This is a genomic window from Sorangium sp. So ce176 (assembly GCF_051519835.1).
Taxonomy (GTDB): Bacteria; Myxococcota_A; Polyangia; order Polyangiales; family Polyangiaceae; genus Sorangium; species Sorangium cellulosum_G.
This window is the reverse complement of the sequence record NZ_CP150371.1, coordinates 10,474,720-10,489,138: the sequence shown is the minus strand read 5'-3', so window position 1 is coordinate 10,489,138 and position 14,419 is coordinate 10,474,720. Positions and strand designations below refer to the sequence as shown.

Here is a 14,419-nt window from a genome sequence, read left to right as displayed (position 1 = left end):
GCGCAGCGAGCGTCTCCATACGAGCGGGGCAGCCTAGTGCGGCGCCACGCCGCGGACCACATTGTGGCGCCTCGCGCGACCCGCCGGACGCGGTCGCCGCCTCGTCATCTCGTCATCTCGTCATCTCGTCATCTCGTCGTTGCGCCGTCTCCTCGTCCGGCTGCCCGGCGGCGTCGCCCTCAGCCCTCGATCACGTCCGCCATCGTGTAGCGGCCAGGCGGCTTGCCGTGCAGGTGCCACGCCGCGCGCAGCGCCCCGCGCGCGAAGAGATCCCGGCTCGTGGCGCGGTGCGTGAGCTCCAGGCGCTCGCCGGGGCCGAGCAGGTGGACGGTGTGGTCGCCGATGACGTCGCCGCCGCGCACGGCGAAGATCCCGAGCTCGTCCGCCTTGCGGGGGCCGACGTTGCCCTCCCGGCCGTGCACGTCGGAGAGCGCCGCGGCCGCGTCGCCGGCCTCGCCGCGGGCCGCGCGCACGGCGTCCGCGAGCCGCACGGCCGTGCCGCTCGGGGCGTCCACCTTGGCGCGGTGGTGCACCTCGACGATCTCGACGTCGTAGCCGGGCCCGAGCCGCCGCGCCGCGCTCGCCGCGATCTCCGCGAGCACGTGGATGCCGATGCTCGTGTTCGGCGACCAGAGCACGGGCACGTGCTGCGCCGCCTCGTCGAGCAGCCGCTCGCACGTGGCGTCGAGGCGCGTCGTGCCGCTGACCACCGCGACCTTGGCCCGCATCGCGAGGTGCAGGAGCCGGGGGAGCGCCTCGGGCCGCGAGAAGTCGATGACAACGTCCGCGCCGAGCAGCCCGGCGCTCGTGTCGTCGCTCATCGCGACGCCGATGGTGCCCGTCCCCGCGAGCTCGCCGACGTCGCGGCCGATGCGCGACGAGCCGCGCGACACGATCGCGCCCACGACCTGCGCGCGCTCGTTCGCGGCGAGCCGGACGATCGCCTGGCCCATCTTGCCGCCCGCGCCGTGGATCGCGACCTTCAGCGAGCGCGCCTCCTCGGCCGCAGCGGCCCCCAGCAGCACGCCCATGGGTACGCCTCGATGATCGCCGTTCGATTTCACGTCGCCTCGCGCCTCGCCTCGAGCCGCCGCACCGCCTCGGCGATCTGCTGCCTTGTCGCGTCGCCGGCCGGCGCCAGCGGCAGCCGCACGGCGGGGCTCATGCGGCCGAGCGCCGCGAGCGCGGCCTTCGCGGGCGCGGGGTTCGGCTCGACGAACATGAGCCCGTGCAGCTCGAGCAGCGCGAGGTGCGCCGCCCGCGCGCCCGCGAGGTCGCCGGCCAGGAACCGCCGGGTCACCGCGCTCGTCTCGCGCGGCAGCACGTTCGACGTGACGCTGATGACGCCCTTCGCGCCGAGCGCCATCATCGCGACCGTCAGCGCGTCGTCGCCGCACAGGACGGTGAGCCGGTCGCCGAGGCGCCGCACGAGCTCCTGGCAGCGGAGCACGTTGCCCGTGGCGTCCTTGATCGCGACCACGTTCGGCGCGGCCGCGCAGATGCGCTCGGTCGCCTCGGCGGACAGGTCGATCCCGGTCCGACCCGGGATGTTGTAGAGCACGATGGGCGCGGAGATCGCCTTCGCGATGGCCAGCGTGTGCTCGCGGAGCCCGTCCTGCGACGGCTTGCTGTAGTACGGCATCACGATCATCACGCCCTCGGCGCCCGCCGCGATCGCGGCGCGCGAGGCGTCGATCGTCTTCTTCGTAGAGAACGAGCCCGTCCCCGCGATCACCGGCACGCGGCCGCGGGCCGCCTCGACGACGCGCCGGATGACCGCTGTCGTCTCCGATTCGCTCAGGGTCGGTGACTCGCCCGTGGTCCCGCACGGCACGAGCCCGCTGACGCCCCCCGCGATCTGCGCCTCGACCAGCGCGTCCAGCGCCTGGAAGTCGACGGCCTCGCCGTCGGGCGTGAATGGCGTGACCAGGGCGGTGAAGGTTCCCGACAAGGGGAGCTGCGTCATAAAGGGACCATGATCGCCACCCGGGGTGCGCGTCAACAGGAGAGGACAGGTTCACCACCACCTCCGCGCACTCCGCGGGTTCCCGCCGCGCCGCGCTGGTCGGGCGCGGCCGCGCTGCGCCGGGCGGGCGGCGCGCGCCGCGCCCGACCAGCGCGGCGCGTCGTCGACCCTCGCCGGTCGAGCGCGGCCATGGACGCCCTGCGGCGCGGGTTCCCGCCGCGCCGCGGGGCTGACGGATCGCGCCCCGGACGCCTCGAGAAAGGCTGGCATTCTGCTAGCCTGCGCGGTGTGGCACCTCGCTCGTCAGGGCCGTATGCCCGCGCGCGCCAGGTCCCGGAGAAGCCCCCGCCATGGATCTCGCCCAGTACATCAAGAGCATCTCCAGCGCGGCCACTACCATCCTGGAAGGGATGGCGGTCACGTTCTCCCACCTGTTCCGGGAGCCCATCACCGTCCAGTATCCCGACAAGACGGACCGCCCTGTCAGCGAGATGCTCCCCCCGCGCTACCGCGGCTTCCTCGAGGTGCAGATGGACATCTGCACCGGGTGCAAGCGCTGCGAGCGCGCGTGCCCCATCGAGTGCATCGCCATCGACCTGGAGAAGGACCCGGCGACGAAGAAGCAGGCGATGAGCCGCTTCGACATCGACATGGGCAAGTGCATGTACTGCGGCCTCTGCGTCGAGGCGTGCAAGACCGAATCGACCGGCGCGATCCGCCACACCCGCGAGTTCGAGGGCGCGGCGCCGACGCTCGATCACCTCACCTTCCGCTTCATCCCGGAGGGGCTGGTGCCGCTGTACAGGGCGCCGAAGGACCTCGGCGAGGTGCCAGTCGGCGAGTACGGGCCTCACGCCCGCGAGGCCCGGGAGCGCGCCATGCGCGACAACCCCGCCGCGCTGGAGGAGCTGCGCGCCATCTGGCGCAGGGAGCGCGGCAAGGACAAGGGCGCCGAGGGCGGGGCCGAGGACGCCGGCGCCGCGGGCGGGTGAGCCGGGGCGTCGCGCTTGATGGCTTGATGGGCGGTGGGCGGCGATCTAACGTCGCGGTCCCCACCGCATGCCTCCCCTGAGCACACTCGCCTTCCTCGGGCTCGCCGCGCTGACGCTCGGCTCCGCCGGGCTCGTGGCGTTCTCCAGGAACATCATCCACTCGGCGCTGGCCCTGCTCGGCACGTTCCTCGGCGTCGCCGGGCTGTACGTCACGCTGTCGGCCGATTTCCTCGCGGCGACGCAGGTGCTCGTCTACGTCGGCGGCACGCTCATCCTCATCCTCTTCGCCGTGATGCTCACGAGCCGCATCCAGGAAATGAAGATCTCGAACCCGCGCGGCGGGCTCGCCGTGGCCTTCGCCCTGGTCACGGCGGTGCTCCTCGTGCTCGGCAGGGTGGCGACCCGGACCCCCTGGCCCGCCGAGGCCCGGTCGGCGATGCCGTCCACGGCCAAGCTCGGACACGCGTTCCTCGGCGAGTACCTGCTCCCGTTCGAGCTCGGATCCATCGTCCTGCTCGCCGCCATGATCGGGGCTGTCGTCCTGGCGCGCCGCGCCGTCAAGCGCGCCTGGGAGCGGGAGTAGCCGATGGAGATCGGGCTCATCCACTACCTCACGGTGGCCGCCGTGCTCTTCGGTCTCGGGCTGTTCACGGTGATGACCCGGAAGAACGCGGTGGGCATCCTCCTCGGCGTCGAGCTCATCCTCAATGCGGCTGCGCTCAACTTCGTCGCGTTCGAGCACTTCGTCGCGGGCGGCGTGGCCGGCCAGGTGTTCACTGTCTTCATCATCGTCCTCGCCGCCAGCGAGGCGGCGATCGCGCTGGCCATCGTGCTCCAGGTCTATCGCAGCCACCGCAGCATCATGGCCGACCAGCTCACGTCGCTGAAGCACTGACGCGAGCGCGGGCATCCGTGCGGAAGCGTGGGATGGACGACGCGGCGCGCGCGACGAACGCGGCGCGCGCGACGAACGCGGCGATCGTGGACGACGCGCCGCGCGGCGCGTCGGGCGCGGCGGGCCATTGACGACGCGGCGAGCGGGACGCCCGGACCGGCGCGTCGCGCGCCCTGCGGGCCACGTGTGTCGGGCTGCGCGGTCGTGGGGGAACAGGCTTGACGTGCGCGCAATCTGCCTCTTCCGGTGGAGCTCAATCCCACCGACAAGCAGGAAAAACCTGACCTTGCCTAGGCCCTGAGGGCGACCCACGTTCTAAGCATGCAGAACCTATCCAAGTCGGAGCTGGTGGGGTTCGTGGAGCTCGAGGTCGGCTCGCTTGCCGTGCAGGTGCCGATCCGCGCTGCAGAGGCGGCGACGGAGCTCCCCCTCGCATCGTTCGAGGCCGAAGGGGACAACTGCGCCATCCTCGTGCGCGGCGATACGTCCTCCAAGGCGGTTGAGGTCGCGCTGCGGGAGGCGGCGCAGGAGGCGGTCAAGCACCTCTCGAAGAAGCTGCTGAACTAGCGCGGGGCGATCGTCCGCGGTCCCGGCGCGGGGGCTGCGGGCTGTCGCCTCCGACGCGCGGCGCCCGGCGCCGGAGCTCCGCGGAGGAGCGACGCGGACATGTGCAGGCGGGCCGCGATGTGATCCGAGGTGAATCCCTCGACGCACATCGTGCTACGCTGCGCCGCGACATCCCCCGTGAAGCTCATCATCCAGATCCCTTGCTTGAACGAACGCGAGACCCTCGCGCAGACATTCTCCGACCTGCCGAGGTCGATCGACGGCGTCGACGAGATCGAGGTCCTGATCATCGACGACGGCAGCACGGACGGGACGAGCGAGCTGGCCGAACAGCTCGGGATCCACCACATCGTCCGCTTCGCGATGAACCGCGGCCTCGCCGCCGGCTTCATGGCCGGCATCGACGCGTGCCTGCGCCTCGGCGCTGACATCATCGTGAACACCGACGCGGACAACCAGTATCGCGGCGCGGAGATCCCGAGGCTCGTCGCTCCGATCCTCGAAGGCCGGGCCGACCTGGTGATCGGCGACCGGCAGACGGACAGGATCGAGCACTTCTCGCCGCTCAAGAAGGTGTTGCAGCGGTGGGGCTCGCGGCTCATCCGGCGCCTGTCGGCCACCGACGTCGCCGACTCGCCGAGCGGCTTCCGCGCGGTGAGCCGGAAGGCCGCGCTGCAGCTCTTCGTGCACAACCGCTTCACCTACACGCTGGAGACCGTGATCCAGGCAGGCCGCCGCGGCCTCGCCGTGGAGAACGTGAAGATCACGACCAACCCGAAGACGCGCGAGTCGCGGCTCTTCCGGTCGATCCCCGACTACCTGAGGCGCGCCGGTCCGGTGATGTTCCGGGCTTATGCGATGTACCGCCCCGTGCAGCTCGTGGGCTGGGTCGCAGCGATCTTGCTCGTGTTCGGCCTCGCGCTCGGCGTCCGGTTTCTCTATTTCTACCTCCAGAACCCGGACTACAGCGGTTATATCCAGTCGCTGATCGTCGCCACGGGCGCCGTCGTCGTGGCGTGCATCCTGGTGGCCGTGGCGCTGCTCGCGGAGCTCATCGCGGCGAACCGCCGCCTCGTCGAGGAGGTGCTGATGCGCGTGCGCCGGATCGAGACCGAGCTCGCGCAGCGGGCGCCGGGCGTCCGGCCGGAGGGCATCCACACGACCGGCGCGAAGCCGTGGCGCAACCAGCAGGTGCACAGGGCGCGGGCGAGCGCGGGGTGATGGCCATGTCGGGGAACATCGTCGGCAATCATTACGACAAGTACGGCACGAAGAACCCTGTCGCCCGGATGCTGATGGGCGGCTTCCTCGGCGCCGTCACGGACCTCTACCGCCGTGTCGCGCCGCGCTCGGTGCTGGAGGTCGGGTGCGGAGAAGGCCGGCTGGCCCACCACATCGTGACGAGCGCGCCGCGGCCCGAGCGGTTCGTGGCCACCGACGTCTCGCTGGAGCGCGTCGCGCCCGACGTGGATCCGCTCATCCAGTTCCGGGAGGCGTCGGTCTACGAGCTGCCGTTCGAGGATCGCGAGTTCGATCTCGTCGTGTGCTGCGAGGTGCTCGAGCACCTCGAGGACCCGGCGCGCGCGCTGCGCGAGCTGCGGCGCGTGGCCGGCCGCTGGGTGATCGCGAGCACGCCGCGCGAGCCGCTGTGGCGGGCGCTGAACGTGCTGCGCGGCCGGTACCTCGCCGATCTCGGCAACACGCCGGGCCACATCCAGCACTTCGGCCGCCGCGATCTCGTGGCGCTCGTGGGGGGCGAGCTCGCCGTCCGCGAGGTGAAGAGCCCGGTCCCCTGGACGGTGCTGCTCGCCGAGCAGCGCCCGTAGCCCCGCTGGCCGGGGCGCTCAGCCGCCCGGGTCCTCCATGTCGTCGTCCTGCGAGGGATCTGCCGGGTCCGAAGGCTCCGGCGCGGACGGCGCGTCCGCGGGCTCCGGCGCGGACGGCGCGTCCGCGGGCTCCGGCGCCTCTGCCGGGGCGGCGCTGCGCTTGTCCCGCAGGTACACCGTGTAGCCCTTGAAGCGCTCCGTCGCGGAAAACGCGCTGTCCAGCTTCAGCGCCCGGCCGCGCCGCGCCGCGTTCTTTCCGACCACCACCGCCTCCGCGGCCTCGACGAGCGCGGCCTGCGCGCCGCTGTCCTTGGGCCACGCCTGGGCGGGCTCGGGCCCCTGGCCCTTGGGCGGCTGGAGCTTGGGGAGGATGTGGAGCGCCTCGACCGGATAGAGCCCGTCCTCGTAGCCGGGCGCGCCGAGCGTCAGCACCTCATAGGGCAGCTCGTCGGGCGGCGGCGGCTCCTTCGGCATGGTCACGAGCTGGAGGCCGCCGAAGCGGCGCTTCTCGGTCGCGTGGCGGTGAACGAGCTCGTTGAACAGCACGGCCGCCTGGAGCGTGTCCGGCGGGCGCTGGTTCGGCGGGTACAGGATGTGGGTGATACCGACGCTCCGGTAATGCTCGTAGAGCTCGCGCGGCCCGCGCACGGGCTCGTAGAAGATGAGCGACTGCCAGGCCTGGATATCGAAGATGATGTCGCGCTCGATGCCGAGCGTCGTGCGGTAGTTGCGCGCGAGGATGCGCGCGTCCGGCGGGGTCGCCTGGGTGATCGCGCGATGATTCTCGCGGAATTTGAACCGCTGCGCGTCGGTCCATTTCTTCTCGTACGTGGAGCGGATCAGCGAGAGCGCGCGCTCGAGCCGGTCGGGGCCGGAGTAGAAAGGCACGTCGCCGCTCCACACGATCTGGAACACCACGAGCGGCACGAGGCCGAGCCGCGCGACCGTCCCGAGCTGCCAGGTGCGGACGAGCATCGCGGCCGTGGCGGCGATCGGCACCGCGAGCAGGCCCTGCAGGTAACGGTCCGCTGTGTACGTGTTGCCCCAGACCCAGATGCCGGCGAACGCCGCCCAGGCCGCGAGCGCCGGCCTGCGCCGGCCCCGGATGACAAGCAACATCGGCAGGAGCAGCGTGAAGAGCGAGCCCATCGACGGGACGTAGCGCGTGAACGAGTAGTGCGGGGAGAACGAGAACGAGAAGAAGTTCCCGACCGCGATGAGCTGTCGCTCCAGCCCCTTCCCCTTCGGCAGGTAAGGCTTGTTGGGGTACGCCTTCTCCATGAACTCCGCGGAGCGCGGGTGTTGCGGGTACGACCGCGTGAACACGCGCTGCGCCATCGGATACACGGGGTTGTTGTGATAGATGGTGTTCTTGACGAAATGCGGCGCGGCCGTGCCGAGCGCCACGCCCGACGCGAGGAGCCCCGCGATGAGGACGCGGCGCGGCGAGAGGAGCGGCCGCCGGCGCTTCTTCGCGGCGCGGAACGCCGCGCGCCCCAGCAGGTACGCAGCGCGGGGCACGACGATCGCCGCTGCCATGCCGAGGTGATAGACGGCCTGGTACTTCACCAGCATCGCGCCCCCGAGGGACGCGCCGAGCAGGACGGCATACCGCCTGTCGAAGCGCTCGGCGAAGCGCATCGACGCGAGCAGGACGGGCGCCGCGAAGAAGCCCAGAAAATGGTCCGACGAGCCGCTGGGGTTCTGGTCGTGGACGAACAGCGAGGGGAACAGGAAAAACGCCGCCCAGAGGCCGGGGACGCGCTCGCCCTGCAGCAGGTACCGCGCCAGCGCCGCGACGCCGACCACCTTCCACGCGACGAACACGAGCTCCAGGTGGAGCGCCAGCATCCATCGCTGCTCCACGATCAGCCCGGGGACGCTGAAGCCCCAGGCGTAGAGCATGCTCGCGAAGTGGGGGAAGGCGCGGTTCACGTCCCCGTAGAACGGCACGATGCGGCCCGCGCGCGCGTAGTCCTGCCCGATCGGCAGGTGATACCAGCTCGCGTCGAAGCCGATGGACTCCGGGGTCAGCGACATCAGGTAAAGGAGAACGAGGCCCACGGCGCCCACGCCCGTCGCCGCGAGCCAGAGCCAGCGCATTGCCCCTCTCGGCGTGGTCGAGGCGTCGAGGTCGCCCTTCAACCGCGACAGCCAGCGCGGTAGCTCCAGGAGGCCGCCGGCGAGGAGCGCCGCCGGCAGCGCGAGCCCGAACCAGGGGCGGATCCAGCCGGCCGCGCCGGCGAGGTACATGCCGAACACGAAGGCGGTGGTGCCGAGCGCCATGCCGAACAGGCCCTCTTCGACCGGCGGCAGGTGCGCGAGGCGGAGCGCCCGGCGCAGCAGCACGAGGCCGATACCGAGGCTGGAGAGCAGGAACAGCAGCGAATAACCCCAGAGCGGCGCGAGCCGCCACAGGAGCCAGTGCTGCACCGGGATGTGCTTGTGGACCGCGAACGCGTAATAGGCGAGGCCCGCGATGCAGGCGACGGCCGCGAAGGCGCCGCGCAGGAGCCTCGGCCGTGGCGAGTCGGAGGTCAGGGCGGCGCGCAGGCGAGCCAGGGGCGAGTCGGGAGTGAGGACAGCACGCAAGCGAGCCAGCATGGCGGGCGCGCATCCTAGTACCGCGTGTCGAAAATCCAGGCAGGTTTTATGGCCGAAGCACCGTGGCGACGCGCGCGGTTGATCCGCTAGCGCCGTCGGGGCTCGGCCCCGCGCCGCCCGCTGAGCAGGCGCGCTGCGAGCCAGCCGCCGACGTCGACGGCGAGCGAGGTGGCGCGCGACATCACCGCGGCGCCCAGCGCGGCGGCGGGACCCACGGCCGGGGCGAGGCCCACGGAGAGCAGCGCCTCACGCACGCCGATGCCGCCCGGCGTGGCCAGCGCGAGGAAGCCGACGATCGGCGCGAGCACGAAGAGGCCTGATCCGCCGAGCGCCGCGCCCGGCGTCGCGCCGACGGCGAGCGCCGCGCAGGTGCCGTGCGCGGCCCAGGTCAGCCAGTACGCCGCGTGGGCGAGCGGCAGCCGCGCCGGCATCAGCGGCCCGCGCCCCTCGGCCGCGAGGAGCTTGCGCACGCGCGCTGGCGCGCGGGCCCGATCCACCGTCATGAGCGCGACGAGCACCACGCCCAGGGCGAGGGGCACCGGCAGGCTCCACCGCCCGATGAGCGCGCTCACGCCAGCGACCTGCTCGCCGCCCGCCGCGAGCAGGCCGAGCCCCACCATAGCGCCGACCGAGACGAAGCTGATCAGCTCGACGGCGAACGACGACCCCACCACCGCGCTCGTCGTGCCGATGCGCGGCGCGCCGAGCATGCGGGTCAGCGGCACGCCGACCTTGCCGGGGATGTACCGCGCCGCCTGCGACTCGATGTGCAGGGCGATCGCCGGCCAGCGGGGGATGGACCGGCCTGTCAGCTCCTCGAGGAGCCAGGCCCACCCGAGCCCGAGCACGACCGCGCCCAGCGCGAGGGGCAGCACCGACAGGGCCACGAACGCCGGGCGGACCTCGATGGACTCGCCGCTCTCCCACCGGCGCGCGAGATCCCGCGCGGCGAGGCCGATGAACAGCGCCGCGGCAACGAGCATCACCGGGCGCAGCGCGGCGCGCGCCCTGGCGAGCGGGCCCCCGATCCCTTGCAGCGGGCCGGGGGCGCCGGGCGCCGGCTCGGGCGGGGCGTCCGGGATCTTCGGTGGGGCGGGCGGGGCGTCGGGGGGCGGGGCGGCCGGAAGATCGACGAGCGACGCGGGCCTGTCCTTCACGTCGGCCGGCGCCTCGCCACGCAGAAGACCGACAGCCCGAAGCGCGGCCGGTAACCGCGCGCGATGAGGTCGACCTCGGCGCCGAGGACGGCCTCGAGCGCGGTGGAGGCGAGGCCCGACTTCGGCGAGGGCTGCTTCATGCTGCCCTTGCCCGGGCGCAGCCTGCGCGCGGCGCTCCAGACGGCGCGCGAGCCGACAGCGGCGGGAAAGAGGAGCTGGTTGAAGTACGCGCAGGCCTCCACCTGGAAGTCGGCCGGCAGCGCGGCGCGGAAGCTGCCCGCGGTGTACCGGCGAAAGTGCTGCAGCGCGCGGTCATGATCGCTGAACAGCCACGGATACGCCGGCACCGTGGCGACGAAGATCCCGCCGGGGCTCAGGTGATCGTGGATCCACCGGAGCGAGGCGCGGTCGTCCTCGATGTGCTCGATGACGTCGAGCGCGCAGATCACGTCGTAGCGCTGGTCGAGCTCGAACGGGAGCGACGCGCTGTAAAGCGTCCTCGCCGCGCCGGTCCTCGCGATGGCCTCCTGTCCGAGGGGGCTCACCTCGTTCGCGTCGACGGCGCCGAACTCCGCGAGGACGCTCAGGTTCTGGCCGACCCCGGCGCCGACCTCCAGCAGCTCGAGCGGCCGCCGCGCGGGGGCGAACTCGCGCACCAGATGGGCCAGCAGCCGAGCCCTCCCCTTCCTCAACCAGTCGCCGGATTCCTCGGAGTACTGCTGGTATGCCGTCGTTTCCATCCGCTCTTTTATTCTGCGTGCGGGGTCGGTGCTTCGGGGGGAGGCGGCTCGCTCGGGGGAGGCAGCTCCGGGGGTGAGGTCGGCTCTGCCTCGGCCGGCTCCGGGACCGGGTCCGGGATCTCGATCGTCAGGTCGTCCACCTTGGTGGCCGGCTGCTTCCGCGGCCTCTTCGGCGGAGGCGGCGGCGCGCGACGCTTGCGCGGCGCTGTGGACGTCGCGGCGGCGCTCGCCGAAGGCTGCGCGGACGGCGCCGCCGACGCGGCCGGCGCCGTGTCGCTGGGCGGAGGCGCAGGCTCCTGCGGGGGCGCCGGGTCGGTCGCGACGGCCGGCGGCGCGGGCTCGCTCTCGGCCGCCGGCGCGCCCGGCGGCGGGAGCCGCAAGCGGACGACCTGCCAGACCGCGACGCCGGCGAGGACCACCAGCGCGAGCGCTCCCCAGCGAGCGAGCCGACGCCGGCGCGAGCCGGGGTCGAACTCCGGGAGCTCGCCCTCGTGCGCCATCCCGTTCACGGTGGAGCCCCTCATCCAGTGCTCCGGCGTCTGGCCGGCGCGGGCTGCGTGCTCCGGCGGGACCGGAGCACGCGCGATCGGCGGCTCGAGCGGCTGCGGCGCGCGCAGCGCAGCGGGAGGCGCGGCGCTCAGGGCCGCGACCGAAGCGATGGCCGCTGGCTCGACGCGATCGCGACGCTCTTCGGGCAGCGCCTGGCTCGGCGGCGCGCCGCGTTCGCTCGCCGCCTCCGTCGGCTCGACCGCCCGAAGCGCGGGCGCCTGCGGTGGAGGCGCTGCGGCCGCCGACGCTGCCGGTACGACAAGCGCGAACGCCTCGCCGCTCTGGGGCGCCGCCTCGGCGGGCGCCGCCTCGGTGGGCGCCGCCTCGGCGGGCTCCGCCGTGCCCGTGGCCGCCTGCGGCGCGAGCGCCGCGGGCTCCGGGGAGGCGAGCGCCGTGGCCGCCTGCGGCGCTCGCGCCGCGGGCGCGGACGGCTCCACCCAGGGCTCGTCCACGTCGGTGTCGATCGCGTCCTCTTCGAAATCCTCGATGTCGACGTCGACGAGCGAGGGCGCGCTGTCGGCCGGCGGCCGGGGCGCTCCGCTGCGCGGAAGCGGCGTCGATCCTTGCGGGACCTCGAGGCTGCCGTCCGCGGTCGCGGGCTGCGCGCCGCTCGGCGGCGCCTTCGCGGAGAGCGGCGCCGTGGAGATCGGCGTCGCCGTCTGCGACGCGGCGTCGCTGCGCCGCGGCGGCAGAGGGGGCCGCTCGCCGCGCCGCGAGGAGAGCGGCGGGGCCTCGCCGAGCGGGGGCCGCTCGGCGAGCTGGGACGAGGCGGGCGGCGGCTCGCCGAGCTGCGCCTGAGCCGCAGGTCGCTCGGTGAGCCGCGGCGGCGCCGCAGGTCGCTCGGTGGGCCGCGGCGCCGCAGGGGGCCTCTCGGTGAGCCGGGGCGGCGTCGCAGGTCGCTCGGTGAGCCGCGGCGGCGCTGGCGGCCTGTCGGTGAGCCGCGGCGGCGCCGGCGGCCGCTCGCTGGGCCGCGCGGGGATCTTCGCGCTCGGCAGCGTCGACAGCGGAGCAGCGCTCGCGGACCGCTCGCTCGGCCTTCGATCGGGTGAGCCCGCCGCGACCTCGCCGTCGGGGTCGGCCATCCGCGGCAGCGGCGGCGCCTTCGGGATCGTCGAGCCCGTCGCCGGCCGCGGCGGCGCCGCGGGCGGGCGCGTCGGCGCGGACCGAGGGGGCAGCGGCGGCGGCCGCGGCGAGCTCAGGCTGGCCGGGGCCTCGGTCGAGAGATCGGCGATGCGGGCGAGCGACTCCGCCAGATCGCGCGCGCTGCTGAAGCGCCCCTCGGGATCGCGATCGCAAGCGCGCGCGAACCACGCGTCGAACGTCGGCGGCAGCTCCGGGTTCACCCGCGAGGGGACCGGGATCTCGCCGACCGAGATCTTGATCAGCAGGTCGCCGATGCCCTCGCTGTCGAACGGGAGCTCGCCCGTCACGCACTGGTAGACGATCACGCCGAGCGCCCAGAGGTCGGCGCGGTAGTCGACCTCCTGGAGCCCCTTCACCTGCTCCGGGCTCATGTAGTGCGGCGTGCCCATGAGCGTGCCGACCGTCGTGCGCTGGGCCGCGCGCTTGCCGTGGCCCACCTTGGCGATGCCGAAGTCGAGGATCTTGACGACCTCGTCGTCCTCGTTCGCGCAGAGGAAGAAATTCTCAGGCTTGAGGTCGCGGTGCACGATGCCGGCCCCGTGCGCGCGGGTGAGCGCGCGCGCGACCTGCGTCATGATCCTCGACGTCTCCTGGAGCGAGAGGCGGCGCCGGCGCGCGAGCCGCTCGAAGAGGTCCTCGCCCTCGAGCAGCTCCATCACGATGAACGGCTGCTCGCCCTCGATGCCGTGATCGAGGATCTGCACGACGTGTGCGCTGCGGAGCTGCGCCGCCGCCGTGGCCTCGCGGCGGAACCGCTCGCGCGCGTCCTCCTGCTTCGCCAGGTCGGGGTCGATGAGCTTGACGGCGACGTGCGTGCTGAGGGCCAGGTGCTCGGCGACCCACACCGAGGCTTGCGCGCCCTGCCCCACGGGTCGGATGAGGCGGTAGCGCTCGCTCAGCACCTGACCTGCTGCGATAGACACGGCGGCAAAAGCCTACGTCGAGGGGAACATCCGTGTCGAGTTCCTGCGCACGGCCTCAGATCTCCCGACGAGCCGTTTCCTTCATCAGCGCGCGCCACTCGTCATCGGTGAGCTCCGGATAAATGTAGTCGCCCTCGAAATTTGTATGGTGCAGGAGCAGCCTCGCGACGTGGGCGATGATCCCGGCGACGTCGCTGCCCTGCGCGGCGCGCGCGAGCGCCTCGGTGGCGTCGCGCACCGCGGCGTGCTGCTTCAGCGCGACCTGGACCTCCTCGGCGAGCCCGCGTGCCTGGAAATGCGGGAAGATAGCGGCTTCTTCGTAGTGCATGTGCCGCTCCATCGGCCCGCGGAGAAATGCGAGCAGGCTCTCGCGTTCAGCGCTCGCCTCGTCCGCGGAGCGCTGCGCCATGGCGAGCAGCTTCCTCGCCATGTCGCGAGCGAGCTCTTCTTCCTGGAAGAGCTCGCTCACCATCCGGTCCAGTTCCATGACGCGTCGGCCCTCGTAGTCCAGATCCCGCGGAGGGTCGAGCGCGTCGCGACGCGATCGGGGCAGCGCGCGGCCGCCCGGCTCAGTCGCGCGCTGCCTCCCGGGAGCGGACGATGGCGGCGAGCCTGCCGACCACGCCGTTGGCGACCATCGTGAGCACCTGCTTCTCCAGCGCCTGTCGCTCGCTCGGCCTGCCGCCGAACGAGATGCGCGAGCGGGCGGTGGGGCCGCCGACGACGCGGCCGACCACCGTGCAGCTCACGCGGTGGACGTCGCCCCGCGTGGACGAGGTGAACTCGACGACGCGGGCGCTGAGCACGACGGATTTCGCCTTGCCGAAGTCCGCCTTCTTCGCGGCGCTCGCGAGCAGGCCGCGCAGCGTGCGCGCCCGCCGGGCCTGCCCTTCACCCGCGGGGACGTCGACGCTCTTCCAGTCGACCTTGGTCTCGCGGGAAGAGGCCATCGCTGGCGAGGCCATGAGCGTGGTCAGGGCCATCACCGCCGAGAACACCCATCGTGACGCGTGCCGCATGCGAGCCAGGCTAGTGGGCCGCGCGCTGGCCGGCCAAG

General features: G+C 73.0%; 14 protein-coding genes. 6 read left to right on the top strand and 8 right to left on the bottom strand.

Translation table 11 applies throughout. The annotated features are described in order from the left end of the window. Positions 1 to 179: 179 nt before the first annotated feature. Both dapB and dapA read right to left on the bottom strand, forming a co-directional pair. A complete protein-coding gene (dapB, locus tag WMF42_RS39655; RefSeq protein WP_061611517.1) occupies positions 180 to 1,031 on the bottom strand; it encodes a 4-hydroxy-tetrahydrodipicolinate reductase in 852 nt (283 codons plus the stop codon). 29 nt (positions 1,032 to 1,060) lie between these two features. Next, positions 1,061 to 1,951 carry a 4-hydroxy-tetrahydrodipicolinate synthase gene (dapA, locus tag WMF42_RS39650; protein WP_437688295.1) on the bottom strand — a complete coding sequence of 297 codons (891 nt, stop codon included), beginning with the start codon at positions 1,949 to 1,951 and terminating at the stop codon, positions 1,061 to 1,063. 365 nt (positions 1,952 to 2,316) lie between these two features. Here dapA and WMF42_RS39645 point away from each other — a divergent pair, with 365 nt between their 5' ends. The 6 genes from WMF42_RS39645 (at position 2,317) to WMF42_RS39620 (ending at position 6,246) form a co-directional block, all read left to right on the top strand. After that, positions 2,317 to 2,958 carry a NuoI/complex I 23 kDa subunit family protein gene (locus tag WMF42_RS39645; RefSeq protein WP_061606418.1) on the top strand — a complete coding sequence of 214 codons (642 nt, stop codon included), beginning with the start codon at positions 2,317 to 2,319 and terminating at the stop codon, positions 2,956 to 2,958. Positions 2,959 to 3,025: 67 nt separating this feature from the next. After that, positions 3,026 to 3,541, top strand: coding sequence for an NADH-quinone oxidoreductase subunit J family protein (locus tag WMF42_RS39640; RefSeq protein ID WP_061606419.1), 516 nt, complete (start codon positions 3,026 to 3,028; stop codon positions 3,539 to 3,541). A 3-nt stretch (positions 3,542 to 3,544) separates the two neighbouring features. Continuing rightward, positions 3,545 to 3,853: an NADH-quinone oxidoreductase subunit NuoK gene (gene nuoK, locus WMF42_RS39635; protein WP_061606420.1), complete on the top strand. Its 309-nt coding sequence runs from the start codon at positions 3,545 to 3,547 to the stop codon at positions 3,851 to 3,853. Between the two features lie 321 nt (positions 3,854 to 4,174). Next, on the top strand, positions 4,175 to 4,420 hold the full coding sequence (locus WMF42_RS39630) for a hypothetical protein (RefSeq protein WP_061606421.1): 246 nt from the start codon (positions 4,175 to 4,177) through the stop codon (positions 4,418 to 4,420). A gap of 177 nt (positions 4,421 to 4,597) precedes the next feature. After that, positions 4,598 to 5,641, top strand: a complete 1,044-nt coding sequence (locus WMF42_RS39625; protein WP_061606422.1) for a glycosyltransferase family 2 protein — start codon at positions 4,598 to 4,600, stop codon at positions 5,639 to 5,641. Positions 5,642 to 5,646: 5 nt separating this feature from the next. After that, entirely contained in the window at positions 5,647 to 6,246 is a 600-nt protein-coding gene (locus tag WMF42_RS39620; protein ID WP_199693522.1) for a class I SAM-dependent methyltransferase, read from the top strand. 18 nt (positions 6,247 to 6,264) lie between these two features. Here the strand turns inward: WMF42_RS39620 and WMF42_RS39615 are convergent, their stop codons facing one another. From WMF42_RS39615 to WMF42_RS39590, 6 genes are all read right to left on the bottom strand, one after another. Then, positions 6,265 to 8,850 (bottom strand): ArnT family glycosyltransferase, encoded by a 2,586-nt coding sequence (locus WMF42_RS39615; protein ID WP_437688294.1) that lies wholly within the window; start codon positions 8,848 to 8,850, stop codon positions 6,265 to 6,267. Positions 8,851 to 8,936: 86 nt separating this feature from the next. Next, entirely contained in the window at positions 8,937 to 10,007 is a 1,071-nt protein-coding gene (locus WMF42_RS39610; RefSeq protein ID WP_061606425.1) for a lysylphosphatidylglycerol synthase domain-containing protein, read from the bottom strand. After that, the gene (locus WMF42_RS39605) at positions 10,004 to 10,747 is read right to left on the bottom strand and encodes a class I SAM-dependent methyltransferase (RefSeq protein WP_081426210.1); all 744 of its coding nucleotides are present in this window, start codon (positions 10,745 to 10,747) and stop codon (positions 10,004 to 10,006) included. The genes WMF42_RS39610 and WMF42_RS39605 overlap by 4 nt, the downstream gene beginning before the upstream one ends. 8 nt (positions 10,748 to 10,755) lie before the next feature. After that, a complete protein-coding gene (locus tag WMF42_RS39600; protein ID WP_437688293.1) occupies positions 10,756 to 13,362 on the bottom strand; it encodes a protein kinase domain-containing protein in 2,607 nt (868 codons plus the stop codon). 55 nt (positions 13,363 to 13,417) lie between these two features. Beyond that, positions 13,418 to 13,849, bottom strand: coding sequence for a hemerythrin domain-containing protein (locus WMF42_RS39595; protein WP_061606428.1), 432 nt, complete (start codon positions 13,847 to 13,849; stop codon positions 13,418 to 13,420). 82 nt (positions 13,850 to 13,931) lie between these two features. After that, a complete protein-coding gene (locus tag WMF42_RS39590; protein WP_061606429.1) occupies positions 13,932 to 14,381 on the bottom strand; it encodes a hypothetical protein in 450 nt (149 codons plus the stop codon). Positions 14,382 to 14,419: the final 38 nt, after the last annotated feature.